Raw genomic sequence first — 21,734 nt, forward strand, 5'->3', positions numbered from 1 at the left:
CTTATTCGTCGTTGTTCAGCAGGTCGATGACAATGCCGGTCTTGACCGGTACGCGCGCCGTCAGCGGCGTGGATAGATCGGGCAACTGCTCCAGCTGGTCGGTGATCGTGATGGCGTCCTGGCGGCGCGCGCGTGCTTCGTCGGCCTTCTTCTCCAGGCGCTTGATCTGGCCTTTCAGGCGCTTGTCGCGCTGCTCCTCCAGGCGCGATTGCGGAACCACGCCGACCGTGCGCACCAGCGCCGCCTGGCAGACGAACCGGTCCTTGGCGTCGTAGAGCCAGACGGCCGCATCGTTGTGCAGGTCGTACTCGACCGTGATCTGCTTGCCGTCGTACAGAGCCAGCTCGTTTGCGTAGTACTGGCGCTTGTGCAACTCCACCATCTGCCGACGCACGGTTCGCCTCTCGCGCGGCCGGACGATGGCTTCGGCAGACAGCACGACGGGATTGCGCTCCAGGCTCGCCCATACTTGGGCTGGCGTGCGGCCTTCCAGCACGTCCATCGGCGTGTGGTTGTACTCGTGGATGAACTGGCTGAGGCTGGCCGCGTAGTCGGCCAGCGACGGCAGCTTGCGCTTGCCTGTCTTCACGTCGGCCGACAGGCGGCGATTGACTTCCTCTGCCATGTCATTGCCGCAGTACACCTGGCCGCCGGCGAAGAACTTGTCATGGTGGTCACGCACCGTGCGGAACCACCGTTCAATCCAGCCCTTGCCGTGCGGGTTGCCCGGCAGCGCGCCGATGACATCCATTTCGAAGCGGTTGTAGAAGCCCGTCGCTTCGTCGTTAAGCAGCTTCGAACGGTAGCCGGCGCCGCGGTCCAGATACAGGAACAGCGGCAGGTGGTCGTGGGCCTGCATGGCATGCGACAGGGCGAACACCGTGGACAGCGCCGATTCGGCCTCCGACAGATACCAGCCGGGCACGTACCGACTACGGATGTCGATGAAGGCAGTCAGCTCGGGGCGGAACACGCCGCCGGTATTGGGGTGCGCCACATAGCAGTCGCAGGTGTGGCCGTCACCCGCGTAGATGTCGCCGACCTTGATCTGCTCCAGCGTGCGGGGTTGGTACTTCTGGTGCCGCAGCTTGTGCAGATGCCGGCCGACCCGTGCGGGACTGTTCTCGCCAACGGTCGCGGGCAGCGACTTCAGGTACGACTTGACCCGCGATTCCGTGGCCGAGTCAAAGCCCTCCTTGCGCAACTTGAGCGCGACGGCCGCATAGGTCGGTTTGCTGGGCAGGTTGTAGAGCGCCATGGCGCGCAGTTCCCAGCCGTAGTCCTGCCGCACGCGGCCGGTGTGCCGGGACAGCAGGCCGGCCTTGCCCTCGCGCTGGAAGGCAGCCAGCCACCGCTTAAGCGTGCGCACGGACGGCACATCGCCAAGCCGCGCCAACAGTTGCTGCTGGACCGCCGAATCGGTGTCCTGCAGTCGCTCTGCCAGCAGACTGGCGACGTTGTTGACGCTCGCGCCGGCCTGGATCAGCTGCAGACCAGGACCGATCAGCTGGTAGCGCAGTTCAGCCGTTTGCCGTTGCGCCTCGGTCGCGGTAAGCCACGGATCGCTGTTGAGCGCAGCCGGCAATTGGCTGGTCATGATGTCGGATTTCAAGGCAAGTACGGAACTCATGTCACACCTGGGGGGCGGTGGTCGGTTGAGCTAGCGAACTGGGTTCAAACGGGACGCTTCTTGGGACGGCCGACGCCGCGCGGGCGCTCCATCTCGCGTTCCCACTCGCGGGCCTTCTTCTCGTGCTCGTGTTCGGCGATAAGGGCGCGGTACTCGAGCGCGCAGCGGGTTGCCTCTTCCGGGCTGAACGTGTCCAGCACCGTGGCATCGCCGGCCAGTTCGGGGCCATAGCTCTGCTCCATCTGCGCCATCAGGCCGCTGACGGTGGCGTGAAGCGATGCCAGTGCGGCGTGCACGTGACGAACCACGGGCACGTTCCATTCGGCGTTCTCGCCCAGGCCGTTTGCCAGGTGCTCGGACGCGAGGCGTCCGATATCCTCGACCGAGATGAGCGCCTTCTTATGCAGGGCGGCGCATTCCAGGCGAATGTCTTGAACCAGGATCGGCACGGCGCCGCCGGTCTTCACGCGGCCTTCGCGGGCGACCCGCAAGTCCTCCTTGAGCCGGTCGCGCTCGCGCTCCAGCGTCTCGGTCTTGGTCGCAAGATCGGTCTTTGCCGCTTCCAAAGCGCGGATACGCTGCCGAAGGTCGCGCACCGACAGCGAGGCGATGTCGCCAAACTGCTCATCATCGGCAAAGAGGTCTTGCAAGACGCTGGGGTCGGCCTTAGCGAGCGCCAGGACTTTCGTCTTAGGCAACTCAAGGACTTTCGCTCGCTCGGCCGGCGGAAGGCCGGCGGCGAACTTGGCGTAGGTCATCGCCTCGTAGGCGCGTTGGTTCGGCATGCCTGCTGCGTCGAGCGCAGCGAGGAACTGACCATGGTCGCATTCGGCTCGAATGCTCAGCAGCTCAATCCCGGCCTCGACCACCATCCGGAGCGCATGGTTTGTCCGTTCAACAGCGCGCACCATGCGCGCATCGATGGAAACGGAAACATCGATGCCGAGATCGGCCGCCAAGCGGCGTTCGGCGTCCCCGAAACCAAAGTCCCGAACGTTCGGGAGTTTGCCGTCCACCATCTCGCGGGGAGCGGTGTCCACAGGCGTCGCGAGGCTGGAGGTCATGCTGCCTCCTTCTGGTCGTTCGGCTTCTTCATGCCGAGTGCCACCGCTATTTCGTGACCGGTGCCGTAGTGCCCGCGCTGAACGCCCCGGATCACCCGGGACACAAGGACGTAAGGGAATCCGTTCTCTTCCGCCCATTGCTTGATGGTCTTTCCCTGCTCTCGCAACTTGCGCTTAGCTTGCTCGCCTGTCATATTGACCGTCCAATTGGATGCCATATCTAACCTAATAGGCCCCCATTTTAAGACGAAACGTTCCTATGTCAAGCACAAATTGTCATATGCGGCTCCGCGAGGAGCGGACCCGGCTCGGCCTGAACCAAACCGAATTCGCCCGCGCTGCCGGGACAACCCAGCGCTCTCAGACCGCTTATGAGAACGGCGACCGGTCGCCCGACCTTCAATACCTCGCGGCGGTGGCGGAAATCGGTGTGGATGTGGACTACGTCGTGACGGGCCGTCGGCGGGCGGTCGAAGGCGTGCCAGCGGAAGCGGTTCAGAAGGCCGTCGAGACGGCTTACGAAATGATCAAGAGTTCGGGCGTTACCGTGACCGGTGCGCAGCTTGCTCAGATGGTCAAAGCGCTGTTGCCCGTCACACCGGGCGCGACCGCGCAGCCGGTATCACCAGCACCCGAACCGGCGGCTCAGCCTTCCATGGGCCATGGGAACATGGTCGCATCGGGTAATGGGATAACCCAGGTGGGCGGGCGAGTGACCGTTTCGCGTCAGCGTAAAATGAAGTCCAATTGAAGTACAACGATGCTGTTCTGGCAGTTTTTTGCGACGGGAGTAAGTAGGAATGGAAGTGGGTTCGAAGTATGAACCTGGGGCTATGCACGCGTCAGGTAGTAGCATCATTCAGGTAGCGGGCGATTACAGCGTCACGCAAATTCTTTATCAGCAGCCTGGACGGAATAATGAAGCCGCGGCTGGCGAGCAGCCGGCGACGAAGCTAGGGTCTGAGGAGCGGACACAGCTGGCCATCTGGACCGACGAGGTGGTGCAAGCCGAATCAGGTCTAGTGCCCGCAAAGATCGTTCGTTCGGCCCTGAACAGCTACCTTGGCGTCAAAGGGGTGGATCACATGACCCCCGAGATGTTTGGTAGAGCGTCAATCTTCTTGCAAGGCTGGAAGTCATGCGCGGCCGGCCGGGAGCTGTCTTTAGATGCGACCATCGCTCAAATACTCCGCATGTGGGCAATCGTTCCAGGTCTTCGCGGAACGGTTACTGACTTCACGCGAGCGACCTTCCAGCGAGAGATGCTGAAGGGAATGACCACTTGGGAATTGCGAACGACCCTTTCGTTCTGCATGACAAAGTGGCAGGCATACTGGGAGCAAAGAAATGCTTAAGAAATTCGCTGTCCTTTCTGCCGTGCTCTGCGTTATTCCGACGAGCCATGCTGCTGAATCGACGGCATACAAGTTGGCCTCAATTGACGCGGGGCAGTTGATCGACCAGAGCGGAATCGAGGTGAAGCGAGCAGAGGCAGCAATGGCCGGCGTCGCTGCTGTTTGCGGTGATGCTTCGCCGTCTGTATTGGCGGGGCGGGCTGTCACCACTGCGAACATCCTCATGAAGGACGGCATCTATGCTAAGCCGGTTGATATCCTTGAAGGGGCTCACGCAGTTTTCGCTGGCAAGAAGGGAAAGCACGACTGCACTGACTTGTTCGCACGATATGCGCAAACAAGAAAGGACCTCGGCTATACCCACTCCCAAGCTGTTGCGTCGTGGCGCGTAATCCAGAACGCAGCGTCGAAGTAAGTTCGCCGCGATCACGCCCTGCGTGATCGCCGGCATCTTGTGAAGCGTTTCACAAATCCATAAAAGCCACTCGCCCGTAACCTGACGACTCAGGTTACGGGTGCCACCGACACAGAGTGCACCCTGTTTTTTGGGAGTGCTCTGTGAAGGCCCCTCAGCTCAAGGCTCCTCGCCTTTCTCTCTGGCTGGTCGTCAGCATCGTGCTGGCGCTCTTGGCCTACACCACCCGGCAGTCCGAAGCGCTGCTGTCCATCACGTTCTACAAGGCGCACCTCATGTCGCTTGGCGGCTGGGGCGGCTACTGGCTGGATCGCATGATCTTCCCGTACGCACGACCGCACGCCTTCGTCATCCGCGAGGGGCGCGCCGACCCATACATCTCGGAGAGTTGCCGCGCGGCATGCCTGCGTCGAGCCATCATTGTGGCGGCAAGCCTGATCTGCGTGGGGTTGGCAGCATGAAGCCGTGGCAAGCTTGTTCCTGGCCGACGCTGACCCGCACTGAGCGGGTGCGGCGCCTCGTTATCGCTTTCCTGCTGGACACGGCTTACGAAGCTGCCAAGCTGGTCATTGCGTTCGTGCTGGCCTGCATGGTGCTGCTGGCGTTGATACCTGCGCAAGCGAGCGCGCAGGTTCCTGCCGACGCCGCCCGCTACAAGCTCGAACTGCGCCGCCAGGCGCAACACGTTTGGGGCATCGACGCTCCGGTCGCGACATTCGCCGGCCAGATTCACCAGGAGAGCGCATGGCGCGCCGACGCGCGAAGCTCGGTCGGGGCACAGGGCCTGTCGCAGTTCATGCCCGCGACGGCACGGTGGATCAGCGGCGCCTACGCCGGGCTCGCAGACAACGCGCCCTTCAATCCGACCTGGGCAATTCGGGCGCTTGTGACGTACGACAAGCACCTGTACGACCGCGTCAGCGCTGCGAACCACTGCGAGCGTATGGCGTTTGCCTTGGCGGGATACAACGGCGGGCTCGGCTGGGTCTACAAGCGCCAGAAGCTGTCCGCAGAACCGCTGCGCTGCCTGGGCAAGACCTGCGACATCAATCCCGGCATCCATCCAGCCAATCAGCGCGAAAACGCTGAGTATCCGCGCCGCATCCTGCTGAAGCACGAACCGATGTATGCGCGCGCGGGTTGGGGCAAAGGGAGCTGCAGCTGATGTTCGGCGCTGCCCTCACCAGCGAGGTCATCGCGCGCCTGCGCGTTGTCCTCATCGCCATGGCCATCGTGCTGACGGTCACTCATGCCGCTGCATACCTGGTCGGCGTTGCAAATGGCAAGGCCAGCACTGCGAAGGCCGATGTATCGGCAGTGCAGCGCGGGCATCAGCAGGATATCCAGCGCATCGGCAAGGACATCAAGCGCGGGCAGGACACCGCCAAAGCCGTGGACGCCTCCGCCGGCAAGACCGACCGCTATTTCAACCGCTTGGACCACGACGCCCAAACCGATGCGCACGCCTCGATTGACGATTTTGAGCTGCCTGCTGACCGCCTGCGCCGCTGGCGCGCCGCCAACGCCGGTCCCTTTGCAGGTGCCACCTCCACCGCATTTGACGACCGAGCCGGCGGCGCTGCCGCAGCCAGCGAGCGGCAAGCCGCAGGACCTGGAAGCGAACCACCGTGATGTGGCGCGCGCGTATTTCCGGCTCGCTGGCCGATTCTGCGGTGTGCTGGCCTTCTACCAGGTCATGCCGGACGGTTGCGGGCCGTACCTCTTTACCAACAGCGAACCACCACATGAATGAACGTCAGTTCGAGCTGGCGCAGCAACTGGAACAGGCAGAGCGCGATGCGGCCATTCGGCTGGTGCGGGCGCAATGCGAAGGGGCTGGGACGGACGAATGCGTCGATTGCGGCGGGGTCATCCCCATCGCTCGGCGCCAGCTGGTGCCAAATGCCACGCGCTGCACGCCGTGCCAGTCGCGTATCGAAACGAGAAAACCGGGACGGGGTCAATGAGCAACGCGGACACGAACGACAAGGTACTGCTGGCGCTGGGGAACATTCAGGGCGAGCTGCGCGGCATTCGCGAGATGGTGCAGCACGGTCAGCAGGCGACAAACCAGCGCATTGACGACCTGAAACAGACAATCACGGACCGCGTGGACGGCCTGGAGAATCGCGTCACCCGCCTGGAAGGCGATCACGGCAAGTTGATGGTCAAGACCGCCAGCCTGGGCGGTATCGCGGGCGGCGCCATGACGGCCCTGGTGGAGCTGATCCGCTTCATGGGCAAGGGGGGCTGATGGCGCACGATCCGCGCATCCGTGGCCAGCTCCGGGCGAAGTACGTCCAGGGCATGCCGCTGACCACTGCGGCCGAGCTGGTGAAAGTCAGCTATCAGACGGCGCGCAACTGGAAGCGTGCGGCCAAAGAGCAAGGCGACGATTGGGATATCGCGCGCGCGGCCCAGCGCATGTCGCGCAGCAGCGTGGACAGCATGACCGGCCAGGTGGTGGAGGAGATGACCGTCCAGTTCCTCGCCACCCTGGAGGAGGTCAAGGCCAACAAGCAACTGCAGCCATCGGTGAAGGCCGACATTCTGGCCCGCCTGTCCGACAGTTTCATCAAGGTGGTGAACGCCGCCGGTCGCTCCAATCCGAAGCTGGCTTCGCTGTCGATCTGCATGGACCTGCTGCGCGATCTGTCGCAGTTTATCCAGCTGCATTTCCCCAAGGAACACAACGTTTTCATCGACATCCTGGAGGTGTTCGGCCAGGAAGTCGCCAGGAAGTACGCCGACTGATATGGCAAAGCGTTCCACAGCCGTCGCCCAGTTCCTGCAGGAGCTGATGGCGTTCACCGAAGACCAGCGCCGACTGATCGAGGCATCCTGCGATGGTTTCTCGCCGGACGAGTCCGCACGCGCTGAGCGGCGCGCTCGCGTGCTCGCGGGCGACTATCGCTTTTTCTTCTACACCTACTTCCCGCACTACAGCAGCACCCGCGAGCCTTCGGTGTTTCACGAATGGTGCTTCGACAATCTGCCGTCACGGATCGACGCTCCGCGCGGCAAGCGCGTCAATATCTCCGCGCCACGCGGCGAGGCCAAATCGACCCTGGTGACGCAGGTGTTCACCCTGCTTTGCATCATCCGGCAGAGCAAACACTACATTCCGATTGTCATGGACAGTCAGGATCAGGCGCAGATGATGCTGGAAGCGATCAAAGTGGAGCTGACCGACAATCCGCGCCTGGCGATGGACTTTCCAGAGCATGTCGGCAAGGGCCGGGTGTGGAACGTAGGCGTGGCCCTGACTGCGACCGATATCAAGCTGCAGGCGTTCGGCTCAGGCAAGCGCATGCGCGGCATGCGCCATGGTCCGTACCGTCCCGACCTGGTGCTGCTGGACGACATCGAGAACGATGAGAACGTCCAGCAAAAGGCCCAGCGCGACAAGCTGGAGCGGTGGCTGAAAAAGGTCGTCATGCCATTGGGACCGCCGGATGGCTCCATGGACATCCTGTATCTCAATACCATCCTGCACTACGACGGCGTCGCCAATCGAGTGCACAACAGCCCGCTGTGGGAATCGGTCAAGTTCCGCGCCATCATTGAATGGCCGGACCGGCTGGACCTGTGGCAACGCTGGGAAGAGCTGTTTTTGAACGAAGGCGAGGACAAGGCAGACCGCTTCTACGCCGAGCACAAGGCGGCGATGGACACCGGCGCCATTGTCTCGTGGCCCTCAATGCGGCCGCTGGTCGAGCTGATGAAGCTGCGGGCAAACGACCACCACGCGTTTGACTGCGAGTACCAGAACGACCCGTCCAACGACGACGGCGCGCCATTTCACAAGATCCATTTTTGGGTGCAACCGGCCCACGACTGGATTTTCTTCGGGGCGCACGATCCGTCGATGGGCAAATTCAACAAGGGGCGGGACCCGAGCGCGACGCTTGTGGGCGGACTGAGCCGCGCCACCGGCGTGCTGGATGTGGTCGAGGCCATTGTTTCGCGACGCGTGCCCGATGTGCAAATCATCGATATCACGCGGCTGCAGGAAGAGTATCGCTGCCTGGTGTGGGGCATCGAAACCGTTCAATTCCAAGAGTTCTTCAAGGATGAGCTGGTCAAGCGTTCGCGTGCAGGCGGCGTGCCCGTGCCTGCGCGCGGCGTCAAGCCGGGCGACGACAAAGACTTGCGGATTCTCTCTCTGCAGCCGCACGTCGTGAACGGCACGGTGCGCTCTCACCCCAAGCACACGGTGCTCAATGAGCAGCTGCGCTATTACCCGGAGGCCGCCCATGACGACGGCCCGGATGCGCTGCAAATCCTTTTCATGCTGGCCTTTTCTGGCTTCGGTCGCGTTATCCCGCGAGTCATCACCGGCAAACGTAAGGCATCACGCCATGGCGCTTAATTCGTTCAACATCAAGAGTCTCGTGCGGTCCATGCGCGCTGTGCTTGGCAGGGAGGCGGCGGGCGCCGACAGCGACCCCAATTTCTTCGGCCGGCTTCACACGCTGCCCAACCCGGACCCGATTCTCCGTGCCATGGGCGCGGCCGATATGGTCTACGCGTCCATCATGGCCGACGCCCATGTCACCGGCGAAGTGCGTTCGATCCGGGGCGAATTCCGGGGCATGGACTATCGCATCGTGACGTGGGCCGAGAAGGACCCGAAGGCACAGAAGGCACGGTTGCTCTGCGAGCAGTGGATGCAACGGTTCGCGCCCAATCCGACCGCCGACTGGCTCGAAGTCATGTGGCAAATGCTGGCGGCCATCTTTACCGGCTACGCCGTGCACGAGCTGGTCTGGGACGTTTGGAATGGCTATTACGTGCCCGTCAAGGTGATCGATCGTCCGAACCGTCGTTTCGCCTTCAATGCCTCCGCTGAGCTGCAGCTCAAGACGCTGGCGGCCCCCCAGGGCCAGCCCGTGGACCCTTATCGCTTTGTGGTTTCGCGCCACATGGCGACCATGGAGAACCCCTACGGCAAGGCACTGCTGTCGAGCTGCTTCTGGCCGTGGACCTTCAAGACTGGCGGCTGGCGCTATTTCGTCAAATTTTGCGAGCGACACGGGCTGCCCTGGCCGGTCGCCCGCTACGGCGCCGGCGCAACGAAGGAAGAACAGGATGAGCTGGCCCAAGCCATGGAGGCCATGCTTGATAGCGCCTATGCCGTGGTGCCGGAGGGCACCGGCGTCGATCTACTGATTGCGAAAACTTCGGGCTCGATGCTGCCGCAGGAGTCGTTGATTAACGCGGCCAATCGTGAGATGTCGAAGTGTCTGACCGGCCAAGCCATGATCGCCGAGTTGCAGAACGTGGGTGCCCGCGCCGCGACGGAAACGGCCATGAAGCGTCAGAGCGATATCAACGACTCGGACCGCGATATCGCCTCGGCAACGTTCTCGCGCATTTTCCGCTGGATCACTACGTTCAATTTCGGCGAGGAAGTGCCGTCGCCGGAGCTGGAATTCTTCCAGATCAGTGCTGCCGGCAAGGACCGGGCGGAAACCTACCAGATCGCAGCGGAGATGGGCGCAAAGCCATCGCGCACGGCCATGCTGGAGGAGCTGAACATCCCGCAGGCCATGGACCAGCAGGATGCCTTGCTGCCTACGGGGAAAGCCGGCGTCAAGCCTGTCGAATTCGCCGCCGCAGACAGCGCGGTTTCCCTGGTGGCAGCAGCTCAGGCAGAGGACGCCCGCATTGACGAGGCGGCGCAAGCGGCCGACGCCGCGCTGGAAGTCGCGATCATCGAACCCATCGCCCGCATGCTCGCCCAGGCTGAGCGTGACGGGAAGACCCTCGCGGAAGTCCAGGATGAGCTGGTAGCGCTGGTCGGACGGATCGACAACGCTGAGCTGATCGACCTGACGCGTCAGGCATTGGCCTGGTCGTTCACCCAGGGCTATGTCGACCAAACGGCCGACAACAGCGATTCGACGGCCGTTTGAAGCCCATTTATTGGAGGTCTAAATGGCAAAGGCAGTCGAGGCGTTCGGCGTCAAGGCACAGAACGCCATCACCAATCTGCGGGACAAGGTGCCGGTGGAGACGGGCCGCTGGAATGACCTGCTGGGCCCGATGCATGGCACGGCATTCACCATTGCAGGCGCGCCGCTCGACGTGGTGAAGGATGTCCAAGCCGCCTTGGTGAAGGCGCAGGAAGGCGGTCTGACGCTCGCCCAGTTCCGCAAGGACTTTGACGCCGTCGTCAGGCGTTCTGGATGGTCCTACAAGGGACAACGAGGATGGCGGACGGCGCTCATCTACCGCACCAACATGCATTCAGCCTACATGGCAGGCCGGTGGCAACAGATCGTGGAGAATGCGGACCGCCGGCCGTTCCTGGAATACCGTGCTGTCCTCGACGGAAAGACCCGTCCGCAGCATCGCGCATGGCATGGAACGCTGCTTCCTGTGGGCTCGGACTTCTGGCGCAGCCACTACCCGCCGAACGGCTGGAATTGCCGCTGCACAGTACGCTCCTATTCGGCAGACGAGATGGAGGCGGCCGGCAAGACAGTTTCTTCCGAGCCCAATATTCGACATCGCCTGGTCACCAACAAGGATGGCGAGGTGACGGACCGGGTGCCCGTGGGGATTGATCCGGGATGGGACCACAACGTCGGCCAGTCATGGACTTCGCCAGATGCCGCGCTCGGCCAGAAGCTGGCGAGCCTGCCGGTGCCGATGCAAAACGCAGCCATCATGCAATCCGTGGGGTTGGAATATCGCGAGGCGCTCGCGAAGCGCTGGCGGGGCTGGCTGGACACGCCGGTAACCGCCGCGCGAGGATCGACCCGACCTGCGCAGGTCGCTGGATTCATGGAGGCGGAGCTACCTGAATTGCTCGCAGAGCAATTCCCCGCCTATACGGCCGAATCCCTGGTCGTCGTTGCGGAAGCCGGCGCGGGAGAAGCCGCCGCCTCTGCTGCTGAGCTGGCAGCCCTGAAGGCATGGCCGCGCAATTGGCTAGACCGAGTGCCGGCGCTGCTTTGGGATTACAAGGCGGTGCTGGTCGATACCTTGGACAACGGGGCGACGCCGGCTGTCATCCTGGTGCCGGAGGGAAGAATCGGAGGCAAGGTCCCTGCAATGCGGCTTCGGCTCGATCAGGCTTTGGGCGGAGGCCAGTCCGGCGCCCGCCTGGAAGTCGAAACGCTCGATCCTTCGGACGTGCGTGCCGGGCGGTATCAGGTCGTCCGGGGGGAGGTTTGACCACTTCGCGGACAGGGCGTTGGCAAGGGGCGGGCGAATTTCTGATGAAACTCCGCCCGAATTTGGACGAAAGTTGGGCCAAACTAAACGTCTGTTGATAACTTTGCCCGGGACAGATGCAGACCCGCGCCACACAAGGCTTTCCGGGCGATTTCGGCCTTTTTTTGGGCCTCCCTTACTTAGGACAGATTAAACAGTCCCCCTCTTGCCGTTACAATGCGAAGGTTAACAAGAACGATTCGCATTATCGTTCGTTGCCCGAGCCTCCGACCCGCACGGACCGACGTCACGGTCCGCGCCGCCGCACCGCGGCGGCATTCCGCGGGCGTTCTGAAAAAATATAGACGGAACCGACCATGCCACAGCGTGCAACCCATCGCCGCGGCCGCCACCGCGGCCATGCCCTTCGCCTGACGACTCTCGCCCTGGGCCTGCAAGCCGCCGGCATGGTCTGGGCCCAGCAGTCCGCGTCCGCCGATGCATCGGCGCCGGCTGCGGCCCCCGCCTCTGCTGCCACGGCCCCCGCCGAATTGCCGGCCGTTACCGTGCGTGCCACCAGCGACAACGAAACCGCGACCCGCCCGGTCTTTGGCTACGTCGCCAAGCGCAGCGCCACCGCGACCAAGACGGATACCCCGATCATGGAAACGCCGCAGTCGATCACCGTGATCACGCGCGACCGCATCGAGGCGCAGGGCGCGCAATCGGTGCAGCAGGCGATGGGCTATACCGCGGGCGTCCACGCGGGCCTCTACGGCAACGACAATCGCGGCGACTGGGGACGCTTTCGCGGCACCGATTTCACGCAATACCAGGACGGCCTGCTCAATGCGGTGGGCTACTACAACAACGTCCGTCCCGACGTGTATGCGCTGGAGCGGATCGACATCCTGCGCGGCCCGTCGTCGATGCTGTTCGGCCAGGGCGCGGTCGGCGGCATCCTGAACCTCGTCAGCAAGCGGCCGCAGCCCGAGGCCGCCCGCGAAATCGGCGTGCAGTTCGGCAACAACAACCGCAAGCAGGTCCAGGCCGATCTGACCGGGCCGCTCGATGCGGACGGCAAATGGCTGTATCGGCTGGTCGCGCTCGCGCGCGACAGCGACACGCATGTGGACTTTGCCCAGGACAATCGCTATCTGATCGCGCCGTCGCTGACGTATCGGCCGAACAGCGATACGTCGTTTACGCTGCTGGCGAATTTCCAGCGGGATGACAGCAATACCACTGCGGGCTTCTTTCCCTGGAGCGGCATGCTGTTTCCGAACCCCGGCGGCCTGAAGATTCGCGACAGCCTGTTCGTCAGCGAGCCGGGATTCGACCGCTTCAAGGCGGAACAGGCGGCGATCGGCTACCAGTTCGAGCACAAGGCGAACGAGGTGTTTACGGTCCGCCAGAATCTGCGGTACTCGTACAGCACGGTGGATTACCGCAGCATTTACGCGGGCTTCAACAATTCACAAGGCCCCTGGGTGCAAGGCAGCGACCGGTTGCTGCGACGGACCGTCTATTGGGACAACCCGCGGCTGCGGTCCTTCCTCGTCGACACCCAGGCACAGGCCAAATTCCGCACCGGCAGCGTGGGCCATACCTTGCTGACCGGCATGGATTATCAGCACGCCGATATCGACGGACGCCGGGGCGTCAACGGTACCGGCAGCGCGGCGCCGATCGACATCATCAATCCCGTTTACGGCAATTACGTCGCACCGACGCTCGGCCACGTCAATCCGACCAAGCAGATCCAGACCGGCATCTATATGCAGGACCAGATGTCGTGGAACCAGTGGCTGCTGATGGTCGGCCTGCGCTACGACTGGTCGCGTGCCTCGCAAGTGAACACGACGGCCGGCTCGCGCGACGACAATGAGCTGACCAAGCGTTTCGGCCTGATGTACCAGACCGACATCGGCCTGAATCCGTACATCAGCTATTCGGAGTCCTTCCAGGGTGTGCCGGGCACCAACCGCGCCGGCCCGCTCAAGCCGCTGCGCGGCAAGCAATGGGAAGCCGGTATCAAATACCAGCCGCCCGGCAAGAACGCGATGGTGACGATGGCCGTGTTCGACATGCGCGAGAAGAACCGTCGCGCATCGGGCATCGTCAACGGCGTGCCCGACACCGTGCAGATCGGCGAAGCCCGTACGCGCGGTGTCGAGGTCGAAGCCCTCGCATCGCTGCGCAATCGGGTGGACCTGATCGCCAACTACACCTACCTCGATACCCGCATCCTCGCCGGCAATCCTGCCGAAGTCGGCAAGCGCATCGCCAGCATTCCGAAGCATATGGCTTCGCTGTGGGGCACGTACAAGTTCAACCTGTTCGACAAGCCTGGCTTCTCGGCCGGCGCCGGCGTGCGGTATTTCAGCGCGAGCTATGACGGCACCGATCGCAACAAGGTCAGCAGCGCCACGCTCGTCGACGCCGTGCTGGCCTACGACCACGGTCCGGTTCGCGTCGCGCTGAACGTGAACAACCTGTTCGACAAGGAATACCTGACGACCTGCCTCGCCCGCGGCGACTGCTATTTCGGCGCCCGCCGGACGGTGGTGGGCAGCGTTACCTACCGGTTCTGATCCGGCTCGGGAAGATTATCGACACTTGGGCTAATGGACGAAGCCTGATTGCGCCGCCTGTGGGCGGCGCTTTTTTTGGTCGAGAGCATCTATGTGGGCGGGCTTCCCAGCAGATTCCAGCGCCGTCCGGAAGCGCTGAAAACGACACTACCGTTCGAAATTTCCGCCTGGATCACTCGAATAACTTGACTTTGCGCATTATCTGCGCAAGATTCAAATTTATTCTACGCACCACCAGGTTGATTTCATGCTCCTCGAGTTCCGCGTCAAGAACTTCCGCAGCCTGCGGGACGAGCAGGTCCTCAGCCTCGTGGCGTCGAAGGACGCCTCTCTCGCCGACACCAATACCGTCGAAACCGGCCTGAACGCCGCCCCCCGGCTGCTGAGCAGCGCCGCCGTCTATGGCGCCAACGCGAGCGGCAAGTCGAATCTGATCAAGGCGCTGCAATACATGCGTGGCGTGGTCGTGGAATCGGCCACGGTCGTACAGCCTGGGCAGACATACGCCGTCCAGCCGTTCCGCCTCGACACCGCTTCTGCGGCGAAACCGACAGAGTTCGAGGTGACCGTGATCCTATCCGGCGTGCGGCATCAGTACGGCTTCGCCATGACGCAGCAACGCATCGTCAGCGAGCATCTGCTGGTCTATAAAGCCTTCAAGCCGCAGCGCTGGTTCGAACGGCACTATGACCCAAGCTCGGGCAAGGACATCTACGAGTTCGGTACCGGGCTGAAGGGCGCGAAGACGCTGTGGGAAAACGCCACCCGGTCCAATGCGCTGTTTCTGTCGATGGCCGCCCAGCTCAACAGCGAAGCACTGCGGCCGCTGTTCGACTGGTTCGCGAGCAGTTTGGTCGTCTTCAACGAGCAGGCGCGGCTCAATCCGCAGGTTTCGATCGAGATGCTCAAGCAGCCCGGAGGACGCAAGCGGATTTGCGATTTCCTGACGTCCGCCGACATCAGCATTGCCGACATCGAAGTCGTGACGCGCAAGGTGCCTGGGCAGACAGTGCATTTCGATGTTGCCGCCGGCAAGTCCGAGCTGCGGTCGGAGGAAATCGAAGAGCATCAGCTGCGCTTCTCGCATACCACCGATCACGGCACGGCCGTATTCGATCTAATGGACGAATCAAACGGAACACGCAACCTGTTGTTCCTCGCCGGCCCCGTCCTGGACATTCTCGAGAAGGGTCAGACATTGGTGATCGATGAACTGGATACCAGCCTCCATACCCTTCTGGTTCGCGAGTTGGTCCGGCTGTTTCACCGTCCCGACGTCAATACCGGCGGCGCGCAGTTGATCTTTACGACCCACGATACGTCGCTGCTCGATGCGCCGGATCTTCTCCGACGCGATCAGATCTGGCTCGTCGAAAAAGACAACGAACAAGCCTCGCACCTGATTGCGCTCGCAGAATTCAGCCCTCGCAAGAATGAAGCGCTGGAGCGCGGATACCTGATCGGCCGATATGGCGGCATCCCGTTGGTGCGCGGTGATATCGGGCGACGTCACTGATGGCCCGGGATAAATCCCCACGGGTCCGCCGACGCGATCAGTTGGCGCGCAAGATTGGCCAGCGCGCCAGCTACGACCGCATCCTGATCGTTTCCGAAGGCGCGAAAACCGAGCCAAACTACTTCTGCGAAATCCGGGCCGCCTATCGTTTGCACACCACCAATGTGGAAGTCCGGCACTGCGAGATCGGAACGTCTCCGATCCAGGTGGTGCAATACGCCGAATCGCTATTCCGAAACGGCGATCGCCACAAGCGCATCCAGGCCCGTGCATTCGAACAGGTCTACGCTGTTTTTGACCGCGATGATCACGACAGCTACTTCGATGCCCTGCAATACGCAGCGGCACTGGATGGTCGGCTGAAGAACGATATCAAGCAAGACGTCGCCTTCCGTGCCGTCGCGTCGGTGCCGAATTTTGAGCTCCGGCTATTGCTCCACTACGCGCAGGTCCACGCGCCCGTCCATCGCGACGAGGTGCTCCGGCGACTGAAAAATCATGTTCCCCAGTACAGGAAAGGCATGCGGGACGCTTTTGCCATCACCAGACCGAATCTCGACGCTGCGACGAGACGGGCCATGGAGCTGAGCCGGCGATTCACTGCCGAGATGGCGCCGGAACCGTACACGGGGGTGGGAGAACTGGTGACACGGCTGACTACCTTGAGAGCCGCGTCTTGATGGTCGAGCAGCGCACGGGCCCGAACCCCGCTTTTCTGCTTTGAATGACGGATGTGTCAACGCCGACAACAGGTCGCGCGTCCGCATCACGGATCATGAGGGAGGACATTGCTTGCCTAGTGGCAACACAATGAGACCTCCCCCTATGTACTCCTATGCTGTCGCAACCGGGACATAAGAAGCAACGGTCGCCTTCAATCTATCTCCAAGATCAAAGATGTCGTCAAGGCTTCCCAGCGGGATGCGTTCTTCCTCTTTGTTCTCGTCGAACAACCCGATGTAGAGTCGATTCTCGTTGTTGAAACGCAAGCGGCAAATTGGCTTACGGTTGTTGTCATCGAAAAGGATCGCACAGTAGCTTGCGGCATCGCGTATCGCCACCATGTCAGGCTTGACGACAGGCCGAAGGATCGCCTTGACGATCTGATACGCCTCCATCTCCAATGCAGAGGGCGTCGGTACGCTTTGGACTTCCTGTTGTGGTTCGCTCATCGCGACTTCCGGCGAAAGCGAAGGCTCCGGCGACATGGCACCTTTTAGACGCTCGTTGATCTTGTCCCCGACGAGTTGCTGGAAGGCATGTTTCGTGATCATCGTGAACTGATCCTTCACGGCGTTCCTGAACTGCTTGCCAGCGAGAAACTCCGCCGATACCAGCCGCACGAAGTCCTCTGGCGGATTGATCATCCACTCGTTCAACGTGTTCTTGATAGCGCGGGTGTACTTCAGATGATTAGCCGTCGTCAGAATATTTTCGACATCAAACGCCGTCTTGGCGAACTTCTTCAGCTCCTCCACATCCTGGTCCCGAAAATCCAGAATGTTGAACTCGAAGAAGGGCTTGTCATCCATCTTGTTTGGCTTCTCCAGATCCGTGAAGAACCGATAGACCAAACCGTTCGTCAGCACGCCGAACCGAGCCTCCGTCACGTGGAAATAGCGGAACAGCTGGCTGGCATGGTTGATGTGCAAGTCGCCACCACACTTCTTGCACTCGAAAAGCATGATCGGCTTCCCGTCCTTCAGAATTGCGTAGTCGACCTTCTCGCCTTTCTTGGTACCGACATCAGCGACGAGTTCGGGTGTGACCTCCAGAGGATCGAAGACGTTATAGCCGAGCATGTGGATGAACGGCATCACCATCGCGTTCTTCGTTGCTTCTTCGGTTTGAAGCATATCCTTGGCAGCCGCGACCCTGGCGGCGAGCGATCGAACCTCGTCGATAAAGTCCAACTTATTCTCCTTATTTTGAATTGATAGCGGACCCGCCCGCTGGTACAGCAGGATTTCGATGCTCTACAAATGAGCAAACCATGATCGACTGTTCGGCCAATAAGGCGTAAGTTGCCTGACCTCGCCGCTTCACGTATTTCGCCGAAATGGGAATGCCGGATCGTATAGTATCGGCGCTCGCAGACCGTTCAAGACCCCACCGATGGGGGATAGCGTCTCATTGCCACAGATGCCAAATCAGCGAAGGAAACCGCCGACCTCCGCCAAAAACCCCTCGCGCATCTCCACATTCGACATATGCACCGCCGGTAGCAGCACCAGCTTCGCACTCGGAATCGCCGCTGCGATCTCTTCGCTGTGCTCGGCGCGTGTCACCGTATCGAACTTCCCGCCGATCACCAGCGTCGGCCGTGAAATGAGCGTAATGGTCCGACGCAGGTCCATATCGCGCACCGCGGCGAGCGCGCCGGCGATGCCGCGTGGGTTGGTTTCGAGCAGGACCTTGCGGAACGGCGCGAGCGCCGGATCGTTCTTCTCGCGCATTTCGGCGGGAAACCTGTTGCCCAGGAACGCCTCGGCGGTCTCGTTCGGCGTCGCGGCGAGGATCGTCTGGATGCGGGGCTCCCAATCCGCGGCCGGGCCGAGGTAGGCGGCGGTGTGCGCGAGCACGAGGTGGTCGATTCGCTCGGGGGCGTGGATACCGAGCCATTGCGCGACCATGCCGCCCAGCGACAGGCCGAGGAAATGGACGCGTTCGAGCGCCAGCGCGTCCATCAGTTCGAGCGCGTCGCGCCCGAGCCGGTCCAGCGAATAGGCGCCGGCCGGCACGTCGGAGGCGCCGTGGCCGCGCATGTCGTAGCGCAGCACGCGAAAGCGTTCCAGCAATTGCGGCATCACGCCGTCCCACATCGACATATCGGTCGCGATCGAATTGGACAGCATCAGCACGGGGCGACCGGCTTCGCCCTCGAAACGGTAGGCAATCCGTTGGGCATCGCTGGTGGTGAAGGTCGAAGGCGCTTGCATCTCGGTTCTCCTGGAAGGTAGGGAAGGCCCTTCGCCGAATCGGCGCCGGGGCCATCACAGGAACCATCCTAGCGGCGGACCGAATCTGAGAAAATTACAAAGTTCGCAACCTCTCTGTCAGCAAGACAAACAATGTCCCGCTTCACGTTGCAAGACCTGCAGTGCTTCGACGCCGTCGTCCGCGAGGGAGGATTCCAGGCGGCCGCGACCGTTCTGCATCGGACGCATCCCGCGGTGTTTGCGGCGGTGGCCAGACTGGAGCGCCAGCTCGGCCTGGCGCTGCTCGATCGCAGCGGCTACCGGGTCAGCCCGACGGAAGCGGGGCGCGCCTTTTATCGGCATGCACAATCGCTGCTGCGCGAGCTCCATGCGCTGCAGCTTCATGCCGAGCAATTGGCGATGGGCGAGGAAAGCGAACTGCGTGTGGTGATCGGCGACCTGTGCCCGCCGCCGCAAACCCTATGCCTGCTGGGCCCGTTCTTCGCGGCGAATCCCGCAACGCGGCTGGACCTGCATGTCGAGGCGGTGACCGGGCCGTGGGAGCGCCTGTTCGACGGCGAGGCGGACCTGATCGTGCATCGCGTCGACAAGAGCGACACGCGCATCGAATGGCTGGATCTATGCAAGATCGAGCTGATCCCCGTGGTGGCACCGGGTTTTCTGCCATTCCCGGTCTCGCGTGCAATCCGTCCCGAGCAATTGCGGGCGCTGACGCAATGCGTGATCCGCGACAGCGCACGGCGTCCCGTAGCTCAGGAGCATTTCGTCGTGGCGGGCGCGCCGCAATGCACGGTGCCGGATCCGATGATGAAAAAGGAGATCATCCTGCAGGGAATGGCGTGGGGACATCTGCCCCGCTTTCTGATCGAGCAGGAACTGGCGGAAGGAAGACTGCTGTCGATCGCCGGGCGCTATCTGCCGGGCCGTGTCGAGGAACTGGTCGCCGCCCGCCGGCGCGACCGCCCGCATGGGCCCGTCGCGAACCGGCTGTGGGAGCATCTGGGCAAGGCGGCGCCGCGATTTCGCGCGGCGCTTCGCCATGGCGGAAATCGCTGAGTACGCGACGACCTCGCCCCTCCGCTACACGCGCGTCGTCTCCGCATGCGCCAGCCAGTGCCGCGCGATGGCGTCGCGCCGCGCGATCCAGACGCTGCCGCGCGAACGCATATGCGCGAGCATCGCCTCCAGCGCCGCAATGCGGCCGGGCCGCCCCAACATGCGCAGATGCAATCCGACGGACATCATCTTGGGGGCGTGTGCGCCCTCGCGCCAGAGCCAGTCGAACGCATCGGTGACATAGCCGGCGAAGTCGGCGGCGCGCACAAAGCGGTTGCCGTGCTGGAACTGCATGTCGTTGGTGTCGAATGCATAGGGCAGCATCACATGCGGCCCGCGCGGGCCAGACAGCGTCACGGGCAGGTCGTCACCATAGAAGTCGCTGTCGTAGACGAACCCGCCCTCTTCCATCAGCAGCCTGCGCGTTCTCGGGGTCGACGCGGAACGGGTATGCCAGCCCACCGGCCGTATGCCGGTGGCCGAACGGATTGCGGCGACCGTGCGGTCGATGGCCTCGCGCTCCTGCTCCTCCGACATGGCGACATGGCTTTCCCAGCGCCAACCATGGGCGGCGACCTCATGGCCACGGGCCACGGCATCGCGCGCCAATTCGGGCAGGCGCTCCACGGCTCGTCCGCAGGCGCTGACCGTGATGGCTACGCCGGCGTCGGCCAGGCATTGCATGATGCGCCACCATCCCGCACGCGTCCCGTAGTCGAAATGGCTCTGCAGGCAGGGATCGGGACGGCCTTCGATCCGGTCGACCACCTCGTACGTCGATTCGTTGCGCGCGTCGCCTTCGGCGATTGACAGTTCGGCGCCTTCCTCGAGATTCAGCACGAACGATACCGCCACCCTGGCCTCGCCTGGCCAATGCGGGTGGGGCGGACGACCCGCATAACCGAGCAGGTCGCGCTGCACGGCTGGCGCTTGTTCGTCGGAGTTCGGCGGCAAGGCATCGCGGTCCATCGTCATTCCGCCTGCAGCTTGCCGCTGCGCACCAGCTTCGCGTAACGGTCCAGCTCGCCGCGCAGGAAGGCCGCCGCCTCCGGAGGCGACGCGGTGGCCGGCTCGGCGCCCAGCGCCTCGAAGCGGCTGCGCACGTCGGCGCTCGCAAGTACCGCGGCGATGTCCTGGTTTAGCTTCTGCACGATCTCGCGTGGTACGCCCGACGGCGCGATCATCATGAACCAGGGTGCGAACTGGTAGGCGGGCAGGCCGGCCTCTGCCATCGTCGGCACGTCGGGCAGCAGGGGCGAGCGGCGCGGCGTGGTCACGGCAAGGGCCCGCAGCTTTCCGCTCTTGATATAGCCGACCGACGAGACGACCGGGTCGATCATCATGTCCACCTGGCCACCGACCAGATCCGTCAGCGCCGGCGCAGCGCCCTTGTAGGGCACGTGGGTCAGAGCGACGTCGGCCAGGCTGGCAAACTGCGCGCCGCCAATATGGCTGGTCGAGCCGCTGCCCGAGGAGGCATAGGTCATCTTGCCGCCGGCGCGCCGCGCGAGTGTGACCAGCTCCGTCACGGAGCGCGCCTGCACTGCCGGATTGACGGCCAGCACGCTGGGCAGCGTGGCGACCATTGCCACCGGCGTGAAATCGCGCTCGGTGTCATAGCGCAGCTTCGGATAGAGGCTGGGATTGACCGCATGGCCCACCGTCACCAGCAGCAGCGTGTGTCCGTCCGCAGGTACCTTGGCCACGTACTCGGTGGCAATCCGGCCGCCGGCACCCGGCTTGTTCTCGACCAGCACCGGCTGCTTCCACGCCGCGCCGAGCTTGTCCGCGAGGACGCGGCCGAAGGTATCGGCCGCACCGCCGGGCGGGAATGGCACCACGATGCGTACCGGCTTGTCCGGAAAGCTGGCGGCCGATGCCGCCGCCACGGCGTTGGTGGAAGCCGTGCCGACTGTCAGCAGGGCGGCGCAGGGAAGAAGGCATCGGCTCAACAAAGCGTGCAGCGTCATAGGGTCACCTGTTGCGATGGAAGGAAGGAAC

Annotated in this window: 23 protein-coding genes; 16 read left to right on the forward strand and 7 right to left on the reverse strand. The window is 62.8% G+C overall.

What is annotated here, in order from left to right:
• Position 1: 1 nt before the first annotated feature.
• From AC6EI8_RS04090 to AC6EI8_RS04100, 3 genes are read right to left on the reverse strand one after another with little or no spacing between them, the layout of a single operon-like run.
• Positions 2-1,630 (reverse strand): transposase, encoded by a 1,629-nt coding sequence (locus AC6EI8_RS04090; protein ID WP_498381331.1) that lies wholly within the window; start codon positions 1,628-1,630, stop codon positions 2-4.
• Positions 1,631-1,674: 44 nt separating this feature from the next.
• Positions 1,675-2,694, reverse strand: coding sequence for a hypothetical protein (locus AC6EI8_RS04095; RefSeq protein WP_498381332.1), 1,020 nt, complete (start codon positions 2,692-2,694; stop codon positions 1,675-1,677).
• Entirely contained in the window at positions 2,691-2,888 is a 198-nt protein-coding gene (locus AC6EI8_RS04100; RefSeq protein ID WP_498381352.1) for a DNA-binding protein, read from the reverse strand. Before AC6EI8_RS04100 ends, AC6EI8_RS04095 begins: the two co-directional genes overlap by 4 nt.
• 86 nt (positions 2,889-2,974) lie before the next feature.
• Here AC6EI8_RS04100 and AC6EI8_RS04105 point away from each other — a divergent pair, with 86 nt between their 5' ends.
• The 15 genes from AC6EI8_RS04105 (at position 2,975) to AC6EI8_RS04175 (ending at position 16,418) form a co-directional block, all read left to right on the forward strand.
• Positions 2,975-3,445, forward strand: a complete 471-nt coding sequence (locus AC6EI8_RS04105) for a helix-turn-helix domain-containing protein (RefSeq protein ID WP_498381333.1) — start codon at positions 2,975-2,977, stop codon at positions 3,443-3,445.
• A gap of 49 nt (positions 3,446-3,494) precedes the next feature.
• Positions 3,495-4,049, forward strand: coding sequence for a hypothetical protein (locus AC6EI8_RS04110; RefSeq protein ID WP_498381334.1), 555 nt, complete (start codon positions 3,495-3,497; stop codon positions 4,047-4,049).
• On the forward strand, positions 4,042-4,464 hold the full coding sequence (locus tag AC6EI8_RS04115; protein ID WP_498381335.1) for a hypothetical protein: 423 nt from the start codon (positions 4,042-4,044) through the stop codon (positions 4,462-4,464). The genes AC6EI8_RS04110 and AC6EI8_RS04115 overlap by 8 nt, the downstream gene beginning before the upstream one ends.
• Positions 4,465-4,607: 143 nt before the next feature.
• Positions 4,608-4,925, forward strand: a complete 318-nt coding sequence (locus AC6EI8_RS04120) for a putative holin (RefSeq protein WP_498381336.1) — start codon at positions 4,608-4,610, stop codon at positions 4,923-4,925.
• Positions 4,926-5,053: 128 nt separating this feature from the next.
• Positions 5,054-5,629: a transglycosylase SLT domain-containing protein gene (locus tag AC6EI8_RS04125; protein WP_498381353.1), complete on the forward strand. Its 576-nt coding sequence runs from the start codon at positions 5,054-5,056 to the stop codon at positions 5,627-5,629.
• A complete protein-coding gene (locus tag AC6EI8_RS04130; protein WP_498381337.1) occupies positions 5,629-6,096 on the forward strand; it encodes a hypothetical protein in 468 nt (155 codons plus the stop codon). The genes AC6EI8_RS04125 and AC6EI8_RS04130 overlap by 1 nt, the downstream gene beginning before the upstream one ends.
• A gap of 113 nt (positions 6,097-6,209) precedes the next feature.
• Positions 6,210-6,431 carry a TraR/DksA C4-type zinc finger protein gene (locus tag AC6EI8_RS04135; RefSeq protein ID WP_498381338.1) on the forward strand — a complete coding sequence of 74 codons (222 nt, stop codon included), beginning with the start codon at positions 6,210-6,212 and terminating at the stop codon, positions 6,429-6,431.
• A complete protein-coding gene (locus AC6EI8_RS04140; protein ID WP_498381339.1) occupies positions 6,428-6,718 on the forward strand; it encodes a hypothetical protein in 291 nt (96 codons plus the stop codon). The genes AC6EI8_RS04135 and AC6EI8_RS04140 overlap by 4 nt, the downstream gene beginning before the upstream one ends.
• A complete protein-coding gene (locus AC6EI8_RS04145; RefSeq protein ID WP_498381340.1) occupies positions 6,718-7,218 on the forward strand; it encodes a DUF1804 family protein in 501 nt (166 codons plus the stop codon). The genes AC6EI8_RS04140 and AC6EI8_RS04145 overlap by 1 nt, the downstream gene beginning before the upstream one ends.
• Before the next feature lies 1 nt (position 7,219).
• On the forward strand, positions 7,220-8,836 hold the full coding sequence (gene terL, locus AC6EI8_RS04150; protein WP_498381341.1) for a phage terminase large subunit: 1,617 nt from the start codon (positions 7,220-7,222) through the stop codon (positions 8,834-8,836).
• Positions 8,826-10,382, forward strand: a complete 1,557-nt coding sequence (locus AC6EI8_RS04155; protein ID WP_498381342.1) for a DUF935 domain-containing protein — start codon at positions 8,826-8,828, stop codon at positions 10,380-10,382. The genes terL and AC6EI8_RS04155 overlap by 11 nt, the downstream gene beginning before the upstream one ends.
• A 22-nt stretch (positions 10,383-10,404) precedes the next feature.
• Positions 10,405-11,649, forward strand: a complete 1,245-nt coding sequence (locus AC6EI8_RS04160) for a phage head morphogenesis protein (RefSeq protein WP_498381343.1) — start codon at positions 10,405-10,407, stop codon at positions 11,647-11,649.
• Between the two features lie 446 nt (positions 11,650-12,095).
• Positions 12,096-14,222, forward strand: a complete 2,127-nt coding sequence (locus AC6EI8_RS04165) for a TonB-dependent siderophore receptor (RefSeq protein ID WP_498381354.1) — start codon at positions 12,096-12,098, stop codon at positions 14,220-14,222.
• 247 nt (positions 14,223-14,469) lie between these two features.
• Positions 14,470-15,738, forward strand: a complete 1,269-nt coding sequence (locus AC6EI8_RS04170) for an AAA family ATPase (RefSeq protein ID WP_226106843.1) — start codon at positions 14,470-14,472, stop codon at positions 15,736-15,738.
• 41 nt (positions 15,739-15,779) lie between these two features.
• Positions 15,780-16,418 (forward strand): RloB family protein, encoded by a 639-nt coding sequence (locus AC6EI8_RS04175; RefSeq protein WP_498381344.1) that lies wholly within the window; start codon positions 15,780-15,782, stop codon positions 16,416-16,418.
• A gap of 153 nt (positions 16,419-16,571) precedes the next feature.
• On the opposite strand, the gene AC6EI8_RS04180 is transcribed toward AC6EI8_RS04175, so the two are convergent.
• Together AC6EI8_RS04180 and AC6EI8_RS04185 are read right to left on the reverse strand one after the other, a co-directional pair.
• Positions 16,572-17,651, reverse strand: coding sequence for a type I restriction endonuclease (locus AC6EI8_RS04180; protein ID WP_498381345.1), 1,080 nt, complete (start codon positions 17,649-17,651; stop codon positions 16,572-16,574).
• A gap of 237 nt (positions 17,652-17,888) precedes the next feature.
• The gene (locus AC6EI8_RS04185) at positions 17,889-18,677 is read right to left on the reverse strand and encodes an alpha/beta fold hydrolase (protein ID WP_498381346.1); all 789 of its coding nucleotides are present in this window, start codon (positions 18,675-18,677) and stop codon (positions 17,889-17,891) included.
• 132 nt (positions 18,678-18,809) lie between these two features.
• On the opposite strand from AC6EI8_RS04185, the gene AC6EI8_RS04190 reads away from it, so the two are divergent.
• Positions 18,810-19,733 carry a LysR family transcriptional regulator gene (locus tag AC6EI8_RS04190; protein ID WP_498381347.1) on the forward strand — a complete coding sequence of 308 codons (924 nt, stop codon included), beginning with the start codon at positions 18,810-18,812 and terminating at the stop codon, positions 19,731-19,733.
• 24 nt (positions 19,734-19,757) lie between these two features.
• Here AC6EI8_RS04190 and AC6EI8_RS04195 read toward each other — a convergent pair whose 3' ends face one another.
• Both AC6EI8_RS04195 and AC6EI8_RS04200 read right to left on the reverse strand, forming a co-directional pair.
• Positions 19,758-20,702, reverse strand: a complete 945-nt coding sequence (locus tag AC6EI8_RS04195; protein ID WP_265635228.1) for a polysaccharide deacetylase family protein — start codon at positions 20,700-20,702, stop codon at positions 19,758-19,760.
• Between the two features lie 2 nt (positions 20,703-20,704).
• Complete coding sequence (locus AC6EI8_RS04200; RefSeq protein WP_149318524.1) at positions 20,705-21,703, reverse strand: tripartite tricarboxylate transporter substrate binding protein; 999 nt, start codon at positions 21,701-21,703, stop codon at positions 20,705-20,707.
• Positions 21,704-21,734: the final 31 nt, after the last annotated feature.

The organism is Cupriavidus sp. R6-3 (genome assembly GCF_059772245.1).

Coding starts and splice junctions, on each gene's coding strand:
- AC6EI8_RS04110 (WP_498381334.1), top strand. CDS start 3,495: ATGGAAGTGGGTTCGAAGTATGAACCTGGGGCTATGCACGCGTCAGGT.
- AC6EI8_RS04165 (WP_498381354.1), top strand. CDS start 12,096: ATGGTCTGGGCCCAGCAGTCCGCGTCCGCCGATGCATCGGCGCCGGCT.
- AC6EI8_RS04200 (WP_149318524.1), bottom strand. CDS start 21,703: ATGACGCTGCACGCTTTGTTGAGCCGATGCCTTCTTCCCTGCGCCGCC.
- AC6EI8_RS04100 (WP_498381352.1), bottom strand. CDS start 2,888: ATGACAGGCGAGCAAGCTAAGCGCAAGTTGCGAGAGCAGGGAAAGACC.
- terL (WP_498381341.1), top strand. CDS start 7,220: ATGGCAAAGCGTTCCACAGCCGTCGCCCAGTTCCTGCAGGAGCTGATG.
- AC6EI8_RS04095 (WP_498381332.1), bottom strand. CDS start 2,694: ATGACCTCCAGCCTCGCGACGCCTGTGGACACCGCTCCCCGCGAGATG.
- AC6EI8_RS04105 (WP_498381333.1), top strand. CDS start 2,975: ATGCGGCTCCGCGAGGAGCGGACCCGGCTCGGCCTGAACCAAACCGAA.
- AC6EI8_RS04160 (WP_498381343.1), top strand. CDS start 10,405: ATGGCAAAGGCAGTCGAGGCGTTCGGCGTCAAGGCACAGAACGCCATC.
- AC6EI8_RS04135 (WP_498381338.1), top strand. CDS start 6,210: ATGAATGAACGTCAGTTCGAGCTGGCGCAGCAACTGGAACAGGCAGAG.
- AC6EI8_RS04090 (WP_498381331.1), bottom strand. CDS start 1,630: ATGAGTTCCGTACTTGCCTTGAAATCCGACATCATGACCAGCCAATTG.
- AC6EI8_RS04130 (WP_498381337.1), top strand. CDS start 5,629: ATGTTCGGCGCTGCCCTCACCAGCGAGGTCATCGCGCGCCTGCGCGTT.
- AC6EI8_RS04170 (WP_226106843.1), top strand. CDS start 14,470: ATGCTCCTCGAGTTCCGCGTCAAGAACTTCCGCAGCCTGCGGGACGAG.
- AC6EI8_RS04155 (WP_498381342.1), top strand. CDS start 8,826: ATGGCGCTTAATTCGTTCAACATCAAGAGTCTCGTGCGGTCCATGCGC.
- AC6EI8_RS04145 (WP_498381340.1), top strand. CDS start 6,718: ATGGCGCACGATCCGCGCATCCGTGGCCAGCTCCGGGCGAAGTACGTC.
- AC6EI8_RS04185 (WP_498381346.1), bottom strand. CDS start 18,677: ATGCAAGCGCCTTCGACCTTCACCACCAGCGATGCCCAACGGATTGCC.
- AC6EI8_RS04125 (WP_498381353.1), top strand. CDS start 5,054: ATGGTGCTGCTGGCGTTGATACCTGCGCAAGCGAGCGCGCAGGTTCCT.
- AC6EI8_RS04115 (WP_498381335.1), top strand. CDS start 4,042: ATGCTTAAGAAATTCGCTGTCCTTTCTGCCGTGCTCTGCGTTATTCCG.
- AC6EI8_RS04140 (WP_498381339.1), top strand. CDS start 6,428: ATGAGCAACGCGGACACGAACGACAAGGTACTGCTGGCGCTGGGGAAC.
- AC6EI8_RS04190 (WP_498381347.1), top strand. CDS start 18,810: ATGTCCCGCTTCACGTTGCAAGACCTGCAGTGCTTCGACGCCGTCGTC.
- AC6EI8_RS04195 (WP_265635228.1), bottom strand. CDS start 20,702: ATGGACCGCGATGCCTTGCCGCCGAACTCCGACGAACAAGCGCCAGCC.